This window comes from Qipengyuania xiamenensis, assembly GCF_019711495.1.
Taxonomy (GTDB): Bacteria; Pseudomonadota; Alphaproteobacteria; order Sphingomonadales; family Sphingomonadaceae; genus Qipengyuania; species Qipengyuania xiamenensis.
In genome coordinates, this window is sequence record NZ_JAIGNM010000002.1 from 230,141 (window position 1) to 246,834 (window position 16,694).

General features: G+C 63.7%; 19 protein-coding genes. 14 read left to right on the forward strand and 5 right to left on the reverse strand.

Going from position 1 to position 16,694, the window contains the following annotated elements; all coding sequences use genetic code 11:
* Positions 1 to 79: 79 nt before the first annotated feature.
* The 5 genes from K3165_RS09350 (at position 80) to K3165_RS09370 (ending at position 4,321) form a co-directional block, all read left to right on the forward strand.
* The gene (locus K3165_RS09350) at positions 80 to 1,189 is read left to right on the forward strand and encodes an MlaE family ABC transporter permease (protein ID WP_221548618.1); all 1,110 of its coding nucleotides are present in this window, start codon (positions 80 to 82) and stop codon (positions 1,187 to 1,189) included.
* Positions 1,189 to 2,088 (forward strand): ABC transporter ATP-binding protein, encoded by a 900-nt coding sequence (locus K3165_RS09355; protein WP_221548619.1) that lies wholly within the window; start codon positions 1,189 to 1,191, stop codon positions 2,086 to 2,088. Before K3165_RS09350 ends, K3165_RS09355 begins: the two co-directional genes overlap by 1 nt.
* A 3-nt stretch (positions 2,089 to 2,091) precedes the next feature.
* Complete coding sequence (locus K3165_RS09360) at positions 2,092 to 3,039, forward strand: MlaD family protein (protein WP_221548620.1); 948 nt, start codon at positions 2,092 to 2,094, stop codon at positions 3,037 to 3,039.
* 17 nt (positions 3,040 to 3,056) lie between these two features.
* A complete protein-coding gene (locus K3165_RS09365) occupies positions 3,057 to 3,641 on the forward strand; it encodes an ABC-type transport auxiliary lipoprotein family protein (RefSeq protein WP_221548621.1) in 585 nt (194 codons plus the stop codon).
* A 62-nt stretch (positions 3,642 to 3,703) separates the two neighbouring features.
* Entirely contained in the window at positions 3,704 to 4,321 is a 618-nt protein-coding gene (locus K3165_RS09370; protein WP_221548622.1) for a hypothetical protein, read from the forward strand.
* Positions 4,322 to 4,349: 28 nt separating this feature from the next.
* Here K3165_RS09370 and K3165_RS09375 read toward each other — a convergent pair whose 3' ends face one another.
* From K3165_RS09375 to crcB, 5 genes are read right to left on the reverse strand one after another with little or no spacing between them, the layout of a single operon-like run.
* On the reverse strand, positions 4,350 to 5,039 hold the full coding sequence (locus K3165_RS09375) for an ATP12 family chaperone protein (protein WP_221548623.1): 690 nt from the start codon (positions 5,037 to 5,039) through the stop codon (positions 4,350 to 4,352).
* Positions 5,036 to 5,248: a hypothetical protein gene (locus K3165_RS09380; protein ID WP_221548624.1), complete on the reverse strand. Its 213-nt coding sequence runs from the start codon at positions 5,246 to 5,248 to the stop codon at positions 5,036 to 5,038. Before K3165_RS09380 ends, K3165_RS09375 begins: the two co-directional genes overlap by 4 nt.
* Positions 5,241 to 5,894, reverse strand: a complete 654-nt coding sequence (locus K3165_RS09385) for an HAD-IA family hydrolase (RefSeq protein ID WP_221548625.1) — start codon at positions 5,892 to 5,894, stop codon at positions 5,241 to 5,243. Before K3165_RS09385 ends, K3165_RS09380 begins: the two co-directional genes overlap by 8 nt.
* Positions 5,891 to 7,024 carry an RluA family pseudouridine synthase gene (locus tag K3165_RS09390; protein WP_221548626.1) on the reverse strand — a complete coding sequence of 378 codons (1,134 nt, stop codon included), beginning with the start codon at positions 7,022 to 7,024 and terminating at the stop codon, positions 5,891 to 5,893. Before K3165_RS09390 ends, K3165_RS09385 begins: the two co-directional genes overlap by 4 nt.
* Complete coding sequence (crcB, locus tag K3165_RS09395; RefSeq protein ID WP_221548627.1) at positions 7,021 to 7,431, reverse strand: fluoride efflux transporter CrcB; 411 nt, start codon at positions 7,429 to 7,431, stop codon at positions 7,021 to 7,023. Before crcB ends, K3165_RS09390 begins: the two co-directional genes overlap by 4 nt.
* A gap of 208 nt (positions 7,432 to 7,639) precedes the next feature.
* On the opposite strand from crcB, the gene rpsU reads away from it, so the two are divergent.
* From rpsU to K3165_RS09440, 9 genes are all read left to right on the forward strand, one after another.
* Positions 7,640 to 7,846, forward strand: coding sequence for a 30S ribosomal protein S21 (gene rpsU / locus K3165_RS09400; RefSeq protein ID WP_006834591.1), 207 nt, complete (start codon positions 7,640 to 7,642; stop codon positions 7,844 to 7,846).
* 77 nt (positions 7,847 to 7,923) lie between these two features.
* Positions 7,924 to 8,490 (forward strand): FKBP-type peptidyl-prolyl cis-trans isomerase, encoded by a 567-nt coding sequence (locus K3165_RS09405; RefSeq protein WP_221548628.1) that lies wholly within the window; start codon positions 7,924 to 7,926, stop codon positions 8,488 to 8,490.
* A 48-nt stretch (positions 8,491 to 8,538) separates the two neighbouring features.
* Entirely contained in the window at positions 8,539 to 8,841 is a 303-nt protein-coding gene (gene gatC, locus K3165_RS09410; protein WP_221430504.1) for an Asp-tRNA(Asn)/Glu-tRNA(Gln) amidotransferase subunit GatC, read from the forward strand.
* Positions 8,841 to 10,322, forward strand: coding sequence for an Asp-tRNA(Asn)/Glu-tRNA(Gln) amidotransferase subunit GatA (gatA, locus tag K3165_RS09415; RefSeq protein ID WP_221548629.1), 1,482 nt, complete (start codon positions 8,841 to 8,843; stop codon positions 10,320 to 10,322). Before gatC ends, gatA begins: the two co-directional genes overlap by 1 nt.
* The gene (locus K3165_RS09420) at positions 10,319 to 11,095 is read left to right on the forward strand and encodes an FkbM family methyltransferase (protein WP_221548630.1); all 777 of its coding nucleotides are present in this window, start codon (positions 10,319 to 10,321) and stop codon (positions 11,093 to 11,095) included. The genes gatA and K3165_RS09420 overlap by 4 nt, the downstream gene beginning before the upstream one ends.
* Positions 11,092 to 12,591: an Asp-tRNA(Asn)/Glu-tRNA(Gln) amidotransferase subunit GatB gene (gene gatB, locus K3165_RS09425; protein WP_221548631.1), complete on the forward strand. Its 1,500-nt coding sequence runs from the start codon at positions 11,092 to 11,094 to the stop codon at positions 12,589 to 12,591. The genes K3165_RS09420 and gatB overlap by 4 nt, the downstream gene beginning before the upstream one ends.
* A gap of 142 nt (positions 12,592 to 12,733) precedes the next feature.
* Positions 12,734 to 13,282: a hypothetical protein gene (locus tag K3165_RS09430; RefSeq protein WP_221548632.1), complete on the forward strand. Its 549-nt coding sequence runs from the start codon at positions 12,734 to 12,736 to the stop codon at positions 13,280 to 13,282.
* A gap of 2 nt (positions 13,283 to 13,284) precedes the next feature.
* Positions 13,285 to 14,301 (forward strand): hypothetical protein, encoded by a 1,017-nt coding sequence (locus K3165_RS09435; protein WP_221548633.1) that lies wholly within the window; start codon positions 13,285 to 13,287, stop codon positions 14,299 to 14,301.
* Positions 14,302 to 14,506: 205 nt separating this feature from the next.
* The gene (locus tag K3165_RS09440; RefSeq protein ID WP_221548634.1) at positions 14,507 to 16,669 is read left to right on the forward strand and encodes a S46 family peptidase; all 2,163 of its coding nucleotides are present in this window, start codon (positions 14,507 to 14,509) and stop codon (positions 16,667 to 16,669) included.
* Positions 16,670 to 16,694 lie beyond the last annotated feature (25 nt).

The window sequence follows — 16,694 nt, forward strand, 5'->3', positions numbered from 1 at the left end:
TGTGCGATGCAACGCCGTAGGGGAGGAGAAAGGATACGCGCTTGTTTAGCGAGGCGTTTCCCCGCATACCGCGAGCCGCATGACAGGCTTGGCGCAATACGAACTGCAAGAGGGCGATGGGGGATCGGTGCTGAAGCTCACCGGGCCGTACCTCGTGTCTACGATCGGCCCGATCGACCAGGACCTGCGCGTCTTCGAAGGCGATATCGTCAGTGTCGATATTTCGGAAGTCTCCGAGATCGACACCGTCGGGGCATGGCTTGCCCGCGAAGTCGCCTCGCGCCTCGGTGCCGAAATTTCCGGAGCGGGCGAGCGCGCGCAGCGGCTGCTCGGCGCGCTCGAGGATATCGATGCGGAAGACGATCTTTCCGCGCCGCGCCTGCCGGTCTGGAGCCGCGTGCCCGAAGCGCTGGGGGAGAAGGTTTTCCAGCTGCGGACCGGAACTTACGGCGTTCTGAGCTTCCTTGGCTCCCTGCTGATCGCCGCCTGGTCGTTGATCCGCAATCCGCGCCGCTTCAGAATGGTTGCCCTCGTCAGGCAGGCCGAACTGGTCGGCGTGTCGGCGTTGCCCATAATCGGCTTGATGAGCTTCCTCATCGGGATCGTCATCGCCCAGCAGGGTGCTGTGCAGCTCGCGCAGTTCGGCGCGGAGACGCTGACGATCAACCTCGTCGGGCGCATTACCCTGCGCGAACTCGGCGTGCTGATGACCGCGATCATGGTCGCGGGCCGTTCGGGCAGTGCTTTCGCCGCCCAGCTCGGCACGATGAAGCTGACCGAGGAAGTCGATGCGATGCGCACGATCGGCATCGCCCCGATGGAGGCGCTGGTCATTCCGCGGATCATGGCTGCGGTGCTGATGATGCCGCTGCTCGGCTTCTACGCTTCGTGCATGGCAATCATCGGCGGCGCGGTGATCGGCGACGTGATGCTGGGCATTCCCTTCTGGACCTTCCTCTCGCGTATCCAGGAGGTCGTGCCGACCTACGACCTGTGGGTCGGCCTCATCAAGGCGCCGGTCTTCGGACTGATCATCGGTCTTGCCGGTTGCTATCACGGGCTCCAGGTGCGCGGTAATTCCGAAGAGGTGGGCACGCGGACTACCATGTCTGTGGTCTCGGCGATCTTCGCCGTGATCGTGCTCGACGCCTTCTTCGCCGTCTTCTTTACCGAGCTGGGGTGGGGCTGATGAACGCATCGAAGCAAACCCACAAGCACGAGCGCTACGAGGGCGAATACCCCATCGTGGTTGAAGGGCTGACCAACCGGTTCGGTCCCATTACCGTGCACGAAAACCTCGACCTCAAGGTCAGGCGCGGCGAGATTCTAGGCGTTGTCGGCGGCTCTGGCAGCGGCAAGTCTGTCTTGATGCGCTCGATCATCGGCCTTCAAACGCCGAACGAGGGCGATGTAAGGGTCTTCGACAAGTCGATCATCCATGCCGAACCCGACGAGCAGATCGGCGTGCGCGACCGCTGGGGCGTGCTCTTCCAGGGCGGCGCGCTGTTTTCTACGCTTACCGTGGGCGAGAATGTCGAGGTCCCGCTCAAGCAGTTCTACCCGGACATCCAGGATACGCTGCGCAAGGAAATCGCGCGCTACAAGGTGCTGCTCTCCGGCCTGCCCGAAGAGGCGGTACGCAAATATCCGAGCGAGCTTTCGGGCGGCATGAAGAAACGCGCAGGCCTCGCCCGCGCGCTGGCGCTCGATCCCGAACTCCTGTTCCTCGACGAGCCCACCGCAGGCCTCGACCCGATCGGTGCAGCAGCTTTCGACCGGTTGACGCGCGAGTTGAAGGAAACGCTCGGCCTGACGGTATTCCTGATCACCCACGACCTCGATACGCTGCACGAGATTTGCGACCGGGTTGCGGTGATCGCCGACAGGAAGATCATCGCGGTCGACACGGTTCCGAACCTGATGGAACTCGACCACCCCTGGATACAGGAATATTTCAACGGTCCGCGCGGCCGTGCGGCGCTCACAGCGCAGGCGCTCGACGAACTCAGGAAGCACATGGACCTGCCGATCGCTCAGCATGCGGTCAAAGCGTTGGACAATGCGTCCTCAACCAAGGATAAGGCGTAACCAATGGAAACGCGGGCAAATTACGTTTGGGTGGGGGCTGTTACGCTCGCAGTGCTGGCGGCGCTGGCGCTCTTTATCGTGTGGATCGCGCGCTGGGGCGAAGGCGCGCAGAAGGACTACGACATCTTCTTCAAAGAAAGCGTGTCGGGCCTCGCCAACGGCAGCCAGGTCAGCTTTGCGGGTGTACCCGTCGGGCAGGTCAGCCAGATCGTCCTGTGGGACAAGGACCCCGAATTCGTCCGCGTGCGCATCAGCGTGAAGGAAGATGTGCCGATCCTCGTCGGCACCACCGCGACCATCCAAGGAAGCTTTACCGGCGTGTCGACCATCCTGCTCGACGGTGCACGCAGCGGCGCTCCTGCGATTTCCTGCGATACCACCGCCTGCACCGAAGGCGTGCCGATCATCCCGCCCAAGCTCGGCGGCGTGAACGCGCTGCTGTCCAACGCCCCGCTGCTGCTGGAACGGCTGGCCACGCTGACCGAACGCCTGACGCAGCTGCTCGACGAGGAAAACCAAGGCGAGATCGCCGGTATCCTTGCGAATACCAACCGCATGACAGCCGACCTTGCGCAGACCGCGCCGCAGTTCGAACGGACCATGGCCGAACTGCAGGTGACCCTGCGCGAAGCATCCGAAGCGCTCGACCAGTTCGAGAAGGTGACGGCTTCGACCGACCGCCTGCTCAACCAGGAAGGCGCGCAACTGGCCGACCAGCTGCGCACCACGCTGAAGCAGGCCGGTGATGCATCGGAAGAACTGCAGGGCGTACTCGCCGAGGTGCGTCCCGCTACCAAGCAGCTTACCGAAAGCACGCTTCCGGCGGCCGAGGCTACGCTGCGTGATTTGCGCGCGACCAGCAAGGCGCTGCGCGAAGTGACCGAAAAGATCGACGAGAAGGGCGCTGGCGCGCTCCTCGAAGGGCAGCCGCTGCCCGAGTACGAGCCGTGAGAAGGGGCAAAGCTGCGATGACCACGCATTTCAAACTCGCCGTCCTTGCCCCTGCATTGCTGCTGGGCGGGTGCCTGTCTTTCGGTAGCGAACCGCCCGAGAGCCTGCTTACGCTGACGCCGACCGCGACCGCACCTGCGGGCACCGGCGGGTCGAGCACGGCGGACACGGCGATCTCGCTGGTTGAATTCCAGGCTCCGGCGGCGCTCAACGTCACCCGCGTGCCGGTGCAGGTCTCCGACACGGAGATCGCCTATCTCAAGGATGCGGTGTGGGTCGAAAGGCCCGCGCGCCTGTTCCGCCGCCTGATCGCCGAAACGATCCGCACCCGCTCGAACCGCGTGGTGGTGGATGGCGACGATCCGGGTGCGCTCGCCACCAATCGCCTGACCGGGACACTGCGCCAGTTCGGCTATGACGCGCGCAGCGGCAGCGTGGTCGTCGTCTTCGACGCCGTCCGCCCGGGCGAAGGCAGTGCGGTCGAGACGCGGCGCTTCGAAGCCAGCGTGCCGGGCGTTGCCGCCGATGTCGGCAGCGTGGGACCGGCGCTCAACCGCGCGGCAAACGATGTGGCGGGACAGGTCGCGGAGTGGGTGGAGTAATTCTCGCCCCCACGGACTGACTTGTTCCGCTTTCGAGCGACGCTGCAATCTGGATCGCTGACTTGAAGAACGTCTTCTGGATTATTTGTGCGCTGGGCCTCGCGCTCCTCGCCTACGATCTCGTGTGGTCGAAGCGCGAGCTGACCGACGAGAGCTTGCTGGCGACAGGCATGCCACCGCAGATCGCATTGATCGAGGACATCGTCTCCGAGCATGGCTGGACGATCGATTGCCGCGGCAGCTCCGGCGAAATGACGGTTGTCAGGCTGTCACCGGGCTGGTGGCCGTGGAAAAACTCGCCCGACGAGGTGCGCGATGCAACTTCGGCGGTAGCAACGACTGTGACGCCCTCGGCAAACCGCAGTGAAACTAGCGGCGGCTGCGACCTGCCAGCGGACCACTACGGTTTGCGGGTGGACAAGAACGACGACGTCATCGTGGTCGGGGTCGGACCTCGCGACGTGCTCGAGCACTATCTGGCGGAAGCACGCGAATGCGGAGTCAGGGGTGCGCGTCTGGGGCCCGCCACCCCCGAGCAGCAAATTGCCGTCACTGGCGAAACCTCACCGGATTGGGTCGGGCTTTTCGTCGATCCGAAGCTGGAGGACAGGACGGGGCCGCTCATGTGCATGGGGATCATGAGCCAACGCAAGCAGGCGGAACTGCTAAGTCAGGAATAGACCCGCCCTGGTCGGCAACCTGCCGGCGTCAGCCTGCCTTCGCGAAGCGGATTGCTGCGAGGAAATCGCCCTTGCGTTTTGCACGGCGCTCCTCGGCCTCTTCGTCGCGGCCCCACAGGTCCGCTTGCCAGTCCTCTTCGAGATTCGCCGCATCCCACAGCGCCTCGCCATCGGCACTGTCTTCCAGTGCCTCGAGCCCGATGCAGAGCGAAGCTGCGAGCGAGGTGGTCTGTTCGAGCGCCGTCAGGGTGAAGGCGTCGAGCGCTTCCAGCCTGCTGCGCAGCCTGGCGAGCGTTTCCTCGGTCTGCGGGCGGTGCAGGATGCCGCTGATCCGGTGCAGCGCCACGCCTTCGCGCGCTTCCATTCCGGCGACGATCGGCTCCCACACTTCCTGCTGGCGGCGGTAGAGTGCCTCTTCCGGATCGGCGCGGTAGCAAAGCGTGTCGGTCTCCGCATAGCCGAGCAGCTTTTCGACCACGGCATCCTTGTCGCGGGCGATCACGTCGAGCGCATAGTCGGTCATGTCGCGATAGCGGAACGTGCTCGGGTCGATGTCCTCGCCCTGTTCGCGCCATTCGGCGGCGAGCATCTCGGCAAGTTCCTCGCCCGGCACGACCTGCGGCTGTCCGCCCTGCGTCTTGATCGGGCGGCCATCTAGAGAAACCGTCCAGCCTAGTTCGGTGCTGGCGGTCGTAACTTCCTTATAGAAACGCTTCATTGTCCGTTCTTTTGCCAGCTTCTCATCAGGATCCGGGGCACGAGGAAGAACTCCACCGCGCCGATGACGAGCAGCACATATCCGACAGCTTCGGGCAGATCGAGGATCTTGCCGATGATCAGGGCGCCGATGAAGACCATCAGTACGGCTCCAAAACGGGCCGCCTGAAGGATCCAGAACTTGCGCGCCGCAGGATCGGGTTCAGCCACCTATCAATTCCTCCAGTTGTTCCATCGTATCGGCCACGCCGACAGCCCCCGCTGCGATCAGTTCGCGCGGCTCGTGATAGCCCCAGGCGACGCCGATGGCACGCACGTTCGCCGCGCGTGCCATGTCCATGTCGAAGCTGGTATCGCCGATCATAACGGCATGGCCCGCTTCCACACCGGCCTCGGCCAGCGCCTGTTCGAGCATCGCTGGATGCGGCTTGCTCGGATGGCGGTCGGCAGTCTGCAGCGTGACGAAGCGATGCTTGATGCCATGCGTGTCGAGACAGGCATGGAGACCCCGGTCGCTCTTCCCGGTAGCCACGCCCAGCAGCCATCCGGCCGCATCGAGCCGCTCGATCAGCGCGGCCATGCCTTCGTAGAGCGGCTCTTCGAGAATTCCTGTCTCGCGCCTGCTGCGGTAACCGGCCTTGTAAGCCTCGAGCGCGACCGCGCGCTGCTCGTCACTCGCATCGGGGGCAAGGATGCCGAGCGCCTGCGGGAGGCTCAGCCCGACCATCCGGCGCACCTCGTTGCGATCGGGCGGTCCGAGCTTCGCGGCGGCGAAGGCGTCGTCCATCGTGTCGCAAATGGCCGCCTGTCCGTCGACGAGTGTCCCGTCGCAATCGAATACGACGAGGCGGTTCACTTCTTGCCCTTTGGCGCAGGACGACCCTTGGGCTTTCCGCCGGTACCACCGCGCGCGCGGCGCGGTCCGCGCTGCGACTTGCGATAGGCCTTCGCGTGCTGGCGGGCCTTCTGCTTTTTCTCCTCGCGCGTTGCGGGCGGAGGATCGTCACGCATGGGTGTGGCGTCGCTGGCGTTCTCGTTGAAGCCGATCTGCTCCATGCTGGCCGCGAAATGTTCGGGCAGGTCTGCCGTCACGTCGAGCTTGCCGCCATCGGGGCTGTCGATGATCAGGCGGCGGGCGTGCAGGTGCATCTTGCGGCTGACCGAGCCGGTCAGGAAGGCATCCTTCCCGCCATACTTGCCATCGCCCACGATCGGATGGCCCATCGCCGCGCAATGCACGCGCAGTTGGTGGGTGCGGCCGGTCATCGGCTGGAGCTCGAGCCAGGCGACCTTCTTGCCCGCGGTCTCGACGACGCGGTACTTGGTCTTGGCCGGTTGCCCGCCTTCGTGGTCGACATGCATCTTCTCGCCGCCCGAACCGGGCTGCTTGGCGAGCGGAGCCTCGATCACGCCCTGCTTGATGTCGGGAACGCCGACGACGAGCGCCCAGTAGATCTTCTTGGCACTGCGGCCGGAAAACCGCTTGGAAAAGTATGCCGCGCTACCCGGGGTGCGGGCGACCAGCAGGATGCCCGACGTATCCTTGTCGAGCCGGTGGACGAGGCGCGGGCGCTGCTCGTCGCCGTCTTCCATATAGGCGTCGAGCAGGCCGTCGACATGGTTGAAGGTGTTGGTGCCGCCCTGCGTCGCGAGGCCCGGCGGCTTGTTGATGACAAGCGCGCTCTTGGTCTTCTTGACCAGCATCGCCTCGGCCTGTTCGAGCTCGGCCTTGGTCAGCTCGCGCTTTTCCTTGGGCTTCTTGTGCGGGGCATCGCCGCCCGGCGGCACGCGGATCTGCTGGCCTTCCTGCAGGCGATCGTCAGGCTTGGCGCGACTTCCGTCGACGCGGATCTGGCCGGTGCGCGCCCACTTGCTGACCGTACCGAAGCCGATCTGCGGGAGGTGGCGCTTGAACCAGCGATCCAGCCGGATGCCGTCATCATCCGCTTCCACGGTGAAATTGCGTACTTCGTCGGAGGTCTTCACGCTGCAATCCTCATTACGGCCAGTCCGACCATCAGCCCGCTGATACCGAGCGCGAACGATAAAATCGCATAGAGCGAGGCGAACAGGTACTGCCCGCGCTCGATCATCAGCACCATTTCGAGGCTGAAGGCGGAAAAGGTGGTGAAGCCGCCGAGCAGGCCGACACCCAGCAGGACGCGCAGCTGTTCGCTGTTTTCGCCGCCGTGCCGGGCAAGCCAGCCGGCGAGCAGGCCCATCAGCAGGCTGCCCACCGCATTGACGGCGAGGGTGGCGAAAGGAAACGCGGTCACGATAGGGGCGCCGAGCCAGTTGGTCATGGCGCGCCCCGTCTGGTAACGCAGCGCAGCGCCCGCCGCGCCGCCAAGGGCGACGTGCAGGGTTGCGACAATGGGGGACAGGGTGGACATCGTCCCAGCCCCTAGCCGCTCATGGCCTGCTATGAAAGGCGATAGAGCACGCTTGCCTTTTTCATCGCGAATCCGTATGTGCGCGCCATTCGAGCCGGTCCGGAACGGATTCGGCGCGCTTTTCGTTGATTAAGCGACACCCTATTCAAGGAGGCATACCCCGCTACTGACGCGGGCTCTGGCCCGTAAAGTCGAGGTATTGAAGTTTATGCAGATCATGGTTCGCGATAACAATGTCGACCAGGCCCTCCGCGCGCTCAAGAAGAAGCTGCAGCGTGAAGGCGTGTATCGCGAAATGAAGCTGCGCCGCCACTACGAGAAGCCCAGCGAAAAGCGCGCCCGTGAAAAGGCTGCTGCCGTTCGCCGCGCCCGTAAGCTCGAGCGTAAGCGTATGGAGCGTGACGGCATCAAGTAAGCCGTTGCACCAGCACCTAAGCTAAGCCATGAGGGCGCGGAGAAATCCGCGCCCTTTGCGTATCAGGACGAATTTTCATGACCGAGATCACCCGCGTACCGCTCCAGCCCATCAAGAAGGGATCGCTCGCCAAACTCTGGCTGGGCGTCATCGTCGCCATCCTGCTGGGCGCAGGCCTTGCATGGGCGGCAGCGCCCAAGGGCCTGAGCGTCGACACGATCACCGAAGGCACCGGACCCAATCCGCAGATCGGCGACGTCGTTTTCGTGCAATATGTCGGCAAGCTGGCCGACGGCACCGAGTTCGACCGTTCCCAGCCGCTCCCGATTCCGCCGGGCATCTTCCCCGAGGGCAACCCGCTGCTCTTGGAAGAAGGCGCGATCATTCCCGGCTTCATCGAGGGTCTTTCCCAGATGCAGAAGGGCGGAAAGTACGAGCTGACCATTCCCGGCGACATGGCCTATGGCGCAGAGCCGCCTCCCGGTTCGCCGATCCCGCCCAACGCCGCGCTCACCTTCGAAGTCGAGGTCGTCGATTTCATGAGCAAGGAAGATTTCCAGGCGCGTGCAGCGGCCCTTCAGTCGATGATGGGTGCAGGTCCGGGTGGGCAAGGCGCTCCCGAGGGCGAAGAAGCGCCCCAGTAGGCGTTTACGCGCTTGAAGACATGGGCACGCGCGGCTAACGCGCTGCCCATGTCAGTCACACGCGAAGAAGTGGCCAAGATCGCCTCGCTCGCCCGTATCAAGATGGGCGACGAGGAGCTGGATCGCATGGTCCCCGAACTCAACAACATCCTCGACTGGGTCGAACAGCTCGGCGAGGTCGATACCTCGGGCGTCGAGCCGATGACCGCGGTCATCCCGAACACGCTGCGCCTGCGCGACGATGTCGTCGATGCGATCCCCGAAACCTCGGGTGGCCGCCGCGATGATGTCCTCGCCAATGCACCGGTTGCCGAACACGGCTTCTTCGGCGTGCCCAAGGTGATCGAATAATGACCGACTTTACCCAGCTTGGCGTCAAGCAGATCCGCGACGGCGTGGCCGGCGGCGATTTCACCGCGCGTGAAGTGGCCGAAAGCTTCAACGCCGCCGTTGCTGCGGCTGCCGAACTCAACGCCTTCATCGTCACCACGCCCGACCATGCGCTCGCCGCGGCAGATGCCACGGACGCCAAGCGCGCGAAAGGCGAGGATCTGGGCAAGATGGGCGGCGTGCCCATCGGCATGAAGGACCTCTTCGCCACCAAGGGCGTGCAGACGACCGCTGCCAGCCACATCCTCGAAGGCTTCAAGCCCGAGTATGAGAGCACCGTATCGCAGAAGCTGTGGGACGCGGGTGCGGGCATGCTGGGCAAGCTCAATCTCGACCAGTTCGCGATGGGTTCGTCGAACGAGACGAGCTATTTCGGCAACGTCAATTCGCCGTGGAAGAAGGCAGGCACCAATGCCGCGATGAGCCCGGGCGGTTCGTCGGGTGGTTCCTCCTCCGCTGTCGCCGCGCGCATCGCGCCTGCCGCGACCGGCACCGATACCGGCGGCTCGATCCGCCAGCCCGCAGCCTTCACCGGCATTTGCGGCATCAAGCCGACCTATGGCCGTTGCAGCCGCTGGGGCGTCGTGGCCTTTGCTAGCAGCCTCGACCAGGCAGGCCCGATGGCGCGCTCGGTCGAAGACTGTGCGATCATGCTCGAAGCGATGGCCGGTTTCGATCCGAAGGATGCCACCAGTCTCCAGATGGACGTGCCCAACTGGGAAGCGGCGCTTTCGGCAGACCTGAAGGGCAAGAAGGTCGGCATCCCGCGCGAATACCGCATGGACGGCACCGACCAGGCGATCCTCGACAGCTGGGAACAGGGCAAGGCGATGCTTCGCGACGCTGGCGCGGAGATCGTCGACGTCTCGCTGCCGCACACCAAATATGCGCTGCCCGCCTATTACATCATCGCTCCGGCGGAAGCTTCGTCCAACCTCGCGCGCTATGACGGCGTGCGTTACGGCCTGCGCGATTTGCCCGAGGGCGCTGGCTTGCAGGACATGTACGCCGCCACCCGCGCTGCCGGTTTCGGCGACGAGGTGAAGCGCCGTGTGCTGATCGGTACCTATGTGCTGAGCGCCGGCTTCTACGATGCCTATTACACGCAGGCGCAGAAAATCCGCACGCTGGTGGCGCAGGACTTCGAGAAGGCGTTCGAGCAGTGCGACGTGATCCTCGCGCCGACCACGCCGACGGCCAGCTTCCCGCTGGGCTCGCTCAACGACGATCCGCTGACGATGTATCTGAACGACGTATTCGCCGTTCCCGCATCGCTTGCAGGTCTTCCCGCAATGAGCGTTCCGGCCACGATCAATTCCGACGGACTGCCGCTTGGCCTCCAGCTGGTCGGCAAGCCGTTCGACGAGCAGGGCGTTCTCAACGCAGGCCTCGCGATCCAGCAGCGCGCCGGTTTCGAAGCGCAGCCGGAGAAGTGGTGGTGAGCTTGAAAGGCGGCGCCCTAGACGCCGCCAAGGACCTGCTTCGCGGCGGGCCGATCTTCACTGCCAAGGCGGTTTTCGGAAAAGACCTTCCGCTCGGCAGGGGCGAGAGCATTTCGGTGCGTCCGGGCACGAGCGATGTCGAAGTCGTCCGTCAGGTCTGGCGCGACGAGCAATATGTCATCCCGCAGGACGAGCAGGTGGCCCGTCTCAAGCGCTTCGAAGCGGCCATTCGGTCGCGCGGCAATGTGCCGGTGATCGTCGATGCCGGGGCCAACATCGGCGCGGCGGCTCTTTGGTTCGCCCGTGAGTGGCCCGAGGCACGCATCGTGGCCGTCGAACCCGATGCGGCGAATGCGGCCATGGCGCGAAAGAACTGTGCGGGCCGCGAACGCATCGAGATCGTCGAGGCGGCGATCGGCGGGGAGGGCGGTTTCGTCTCGGTCGATAGCGAGGTCGAGGCCTATGCGGTCACCACCAAGCGCGCCGACAGCGGTTGCCGCGTGGTCACTGTCGACGATTGCGTCGCTATGGTGGAAGGCGGCGAATTGTTTGCGGTGAAGGTCGATATCGAGGGTTTCGAAGACGATCTTTTCGCTGCGAATACCGGCTGGCTTGACCGCGCCGCGCTGGTCTATATCGAGCCGCACGATCACATTTTCCCCGACCGGGGCACGAGCAGGAATTTCCAGGCGGAAATGGGCAGGCGCAATTTCGACCTGCTGATCAGGGGTGAAAACCTGGTCTACATCCGCCGCGAGGAGCAGACGATATGAGTACTTACCGCATCCAGGGCGCAACCGGCGAATGGGAGGTCGTGATCGGCCTTGAAGTCCACGCGCAGGTAACCTCCAACGCCAAGCTGTTCTCGGGCGCTTCGACCGCATTCGGCGCGGAGCCGAACACGCAGGTCAGCCTCGTCGATGCGGCGATGCCCGGCATGCTGCCCGTTCCCAACCGTGAATGCATCCGCCAGGCGGTGCGAACCGGCATGGCGATCGAGGCGCAGATCAACAAATGGAGCCGGTTCGACCGCAAGAACTACTTCTACGCCGATTTGCCGCAAGGCTACCAGATCAGCCAGCTTTACCACCCCATCGTGGGCGAGGGCGCGCTGCATATCGAGGCGGACGAGAAGGCCGGCATCCCGGAAGACAAGATCATCGGTATCGAGCGCATCCACGTCGAACAGGACGCGGGCAAGCTGATGCACGACCAGCATCCGACCATGTCCTATGTCGACCTCAATCGTGTGGGCATCGCGCTGATGGAGATCGTCTCCAAGCCCGACATGCGCAGCCCCGCGGAGGCTGGCGCCTATGTTCGCAAGCTGCGTTCGATCCTGCGCTATGTCGGCAGCTGCGACGGCAACATGGAAGAAGGCTCGATGCGCGCCGACGTGAACGTGTCGGTCCGCCGCCCGGGCGAGGAATTCGGCACGCGTACCGAGACCAAGAACGTGAACTCGGTCCGTTTCGTGATGCAGGTCATCGAATACGAAGCAAACCGCCAGGTGGACGTGATCGAGAACGGCGGCACGGTGGATCAGGAAACGCGCCTGTTCGATCCGAACACGGGTACCACGCGGACGATGCGTTCGAAGGAAGATGCGCATGACTATCGCTACTTCCCCGATCCCGACTTGCTGCCGCTCGAACTGGAAGACAGCTTCATCGAGGACTGCCGCGCCTCGCTTCCCGAGCTCCCCGACGCCAAGCGTGCGCGCTACGAGAACGAGCTGGGCCTCACGCCCTACAACGCGCGCGAACTGACCGCCGAAGTCGAGACTTTCGGTCGCTTCGAGACGCTGCTGGCGGCGACTGCTGCCAAGATCGGCAAGCCCGAGGCGAAGGTCGCGACGCAGGTCGCCAACTGGGCGCTCTCGGTCGCACCAGGTGTCGCCAAGTCCCTGGGTGACGAAGCGGACATGGCCAACGCCACCGCCGAAGCGCAGGCCAGCATCCTCGCGATGCAGGACAAGGGCGAAATCTCGGGCGGACAGGCCAAGGAAATTTACGAATTCGTCCTCAAGGACGGTGGCGATCCCGAAGCCATTGCCGACGAAAAGGGCCTCAAGCAGGTCAGCGACACCGGCGCGATCGAAGCTGCGATCGACGAAATCCTCGCCAATAACGAGGACAAGGTCGAACAGTATCGCGGCGGCAAGGACAAGCTGTTCGGCTTCTTCGTCGGACAGACGATGAAGGCGATGCAGGGCAAGGCCAATCCCGCGGTTGTAAACCAGATCCTCAAGGCAAAACTGGACGGTTAATAACTGCCTCTTGGGCGACCCTTATTAAGTTGACGATCCGGGCGTTTCGGCTAAATCTTCGCTCGGATCGTAAGTTCAACATCAGTATTGGGGGTCGCTAATGGGTCTTGCCCGTCTAGCTCTGCTTGCCCTGCCACTTTCCGTGGCTGCGCAGGCGCAATATGTCGACGAACCGCAACCGCAGCGGGAATTCACCGAAGCAGAAATCGAAGCCGTGCCCATGCCCGCGCTTCAGTTCGACATGGCTGAGGCCAATGTCGACGATTTCGAGAAGTATTTCTACTTCCACCGTCCGGAAACCGATTTCGCGACGGCTTACTACGACATCACCGAGTGTGATGCTCTAGCAAGCGGGATCAGCTTCTATGCAGGCCCCACGGCCGGAGACATGGCTGCGAACATGCTGCAGTACGGCGTGCTGGCAGGCGGCATCGGCGGCGCGATTGGCGGCCTTATGGCCGATGCTATCTTCGGATCGGGCGAGCGCCGCAAGCAGCGCCGTGTGAACATGCGCAACTGCATGTTCTACAAGGGCTATGACCGTTACGGTCTCGAAAAGGACCTGTGGCAGGAATTCAATTTCGAAGAAGGCAACAGCCAGACCGAGGCGACCGAGCGCGAGAACAAGCTGCTCATGCAGGCGCGTGTCGCATCCGGTCCCAAGCCCGAGCAGGGGAGGGTCGAACCGTGAAGATGATCCGCAAGGCAATCGCAGCTGTCGCCACCGGCGCAGCACTCGCAGTCGCTGCTCCCGCCGTCGCGCAGGAAGTCGAATACAAGCAGATCGAGGAAAAGAACCTCCTCAAGGGCAAGGATTCGATTGAAGCCGACAAGGGCTACATTCTCCTCACGCTTCCCAATCGCGGGAATGGCCTCTTCGTGAAAACTCCCGATGCGGACGACATCGCGGAATACACCGAGGAATGGGAAGAGAAGTACGAGAAGGCAGCCAAGCGGTATGAAAGCCGTCAGGCGCGCTACGAGAAGGAACTGAAGATCTGGGAAGGCCAGCGCACCAAGCGCTCGCCGCGTCCCGAAGCGCCTGAAGTCGTAACGCGCGAGACCTTCAGCATCGGCGATATCGAGCGCCGCATGCTGGTGTCGTTCGGCCCGCAATACGTGTTCTCGAAGGATACGGATGGCGAGAAGAGCTATTCCTACATGATCCAGGTCGAGCCGGGCACCTACACCTATTATGGTCCGATCTTCTACATGCCCAATGGCCAGACCCTCGGAACCTGCTACTGCATGGGTACGGTCAAATTCGAGGTCGAAGCCGGTGAAGTCACTGACCTTGGTACCTTCCTCGCGCAGGAATGGGCCAGCGACGAAGACATGAAGATGGCCACCGTAGGTTACGAAGCTACGGGTCGCGAGCCGAAGCCGGTCGAGTATTCGAACTTCGGCAGCCTGGCTGACTACGACGTCGTCCAGGCCGATCTCCGTGCTGCCGGCAAGATGAACAACTTCTTCGGCATCCTGATCGGACGTCACCCGCCGGTGGACGGTGTGCTCGCCTACGAACGTGACCGCATCATCGACGTGAAGGCGCGTGAAGAAACGGCTGAGATGGAAGTCGAAGCCGAAGCTATCGAAGAAGCGGCCGAGGCTGTCGCCGAAGCCGCCGAGGCGATCGAGGAAGCGGAAGCTGCGCTGGAAGAGGCTGCAGCGGCTACCGAGGCGCAGGCAACGGCACAGACCGAAGACTGACGTTTCAGGCAGTCGAGCCAGACACAAGGCACCGCGGGCGCACTGCTCGCGGTGCCTTTTTCGTTGCGCCATGCCCGTTTGACGGTCGTGGGCGGCTGTTCGACGAACGACAAGCCTGATTGCTTGCGGCCTTCGGCCATCCTTCCTAGGAGTTGAAACATCCCGCGCGAGGGGTCGCGCGTTATTTCTAGGGGACTCACTTTCCATGCGTAAAACCGCCACTGTCGCCGCCCTTCTGGCGTGCGCCGCTTCCGCACCTATTGCCGCCAAGGAAGGCATGTTCACGCCCGACCAGCTGCCCGAAATCGCCGAAGACCTTCGCGCGACCGGCCTCGAAATCGATGCCGAGGCACTGTCGGACCTGACCGGCTTCCCGATGGGCGCAATCGTTTCGCTCGGCGGTTGCTCCGCCAGCTTCGTTTCGGAAGTGGGCCTCGTGGTCACCAACCACCACTGCGCGCGGGGCTCGGTCCAGTTCAACTCGACAGCTGAAAACAACTATCTCGAAAACGGCTTCCTCGCGAAGACCTTCACCGACGAACTGCCCGCAGCCCCCGGCTCGCGCATTTACGTCACCACCGCCCTGTCGGACGTGACCGACCGCGTGCGTGACGGCATCGACACGATGAGCCCGACGGAGCGCTACGACGCGATCGAGCAGCGGCAGAAGGACATCACCGCCGAGTGCGAGGAAAAGGCCGGTTACCGCTGCCAGGTCGCCAGCTTCTATGGCGGCGCGCAGTACAAGCTGATCGAGCGCCTCGAAATCCGCGACGTGCGCATCGTCTACGCTCCGGCCGACAGCATCGGCAAATACGGCGGCGACATCGACAACTGGATGTGGCCGCGCCACACCGGCGACTTCGCCTTCTACCGCGCCTATGTCGCACCCGACGGTTCGGCTGCCGACTATTCGGAAGACAACGTCCCCTACGAGCCCGAGCACCACCTCAAGGTGAGCGCATCGGGCCTGAAGGAAGGCGATTTCGTGATGGCTGCCGGCTATCCGGGTTCGACCTCGCGCTATGCGACGCTGGCCGAGGTGGAAAACACTTTCAGCTGGTCCTACCCCACCTACGTCACGCTGGTGAACGACTGGATCGACACGATCGAGGAAGCCGCTCCCGAAGGTTCGGACGCGCGCGTGAAGTATGAATCGCTTCTCGCCGGCCTCAACAACTTCGAGAAGAACACCCGCGGCCAGCTCGAAGGCGCACGCCGCGTCGGCCTTGTCGAGCGCCGTGCGGAGCGTGAAGAAGCGCTCGCCGCCTGGATCGCTGCCGACGATAGCCGCGCTGCCTATGGCGAGGCGATTGCCGGCCTGCAGGCGCTCTCGGAAGAAAGCGCGACCAAGGCCCGCCAGGCCTTCTGGTACAATTTCGCGACGCGCCCGACGCTGCTCTCGACCGCTCAGCGCCTCTACCGCCTCGCGCATGAGCGCCAGAAGGAAGACGCGCTTCGCGATCCCGGCTTCCAGGACCGCGACATGACCTTCTTCCGCCAGGGCATGCAGGCGATCGACCGTCGCTACGATGCCTCGGTCGACAAGGCGCAGTGGCTGCTGTTCCTCGACACCTACATGGATGAGCCCGCGGGCAACCGCGTCGCCGTGTTCGACGAGGCGCTCGGCCTGACCGGCGATCTCGACGAAGCGGCGCTGTCGGCCAAGCTCGACGCCTACTATGCCGGCACCACGCTGGGCGACGTCGACACGCGCCTCGCGCTGATGGAAGCGACCCCGGCCGAGCTCGAAGCGCTCGACGATCCCTTCATGCAGTTGGCTGTTGCGCTCTACGAATACGAGCGCGGCCTTGAAGCCGAGGGCGAGGAACGCGCTGGCCGCGCACAGGCGCTTCGTCCGGCCTACATGGAAGCGATCACCCAGTGGCAGCGCAGCCAAGGCCTGCTGACCTATCCCGATGCGAACTCGACGCTGCGTGTGACCTACGGCACCGTACTCGGCGGTTCGCCCAAGGACGGCATGGCCTACCTGCCGTTCACCACGCTCGAGGGCATCACCGAGAAGGACACGGGCGAGGACCCGTTCAACGCGCCCGAGCGCCAGCTCCAGGAAATCCGCGAGAAGGACTACGGCAAGTACTACTCGGCCGAAGTCGGCTCGGTGCCGGTGAACTTCCTGTCCGACCTCGACAGCACCGGCGGCAACAGCGGCTCGGCGACGCTCAACGCGCGCGCCGAACTCGTCGGCCTGCTGTTCGACGGTACGTTCGAAAGCGTCAATTCGGACTGGGATTTCGATCCGCGCACCACGCGCACGATCCATGTCGACACCCGCTACATGCTGTGGGTGATGGACAAGGTCGACGGCGCGCAGGGCCTGATCGAGGAAATGGACGTGGTCGACTAAGCCGCTGCCTCCCGAAAACAGGAAG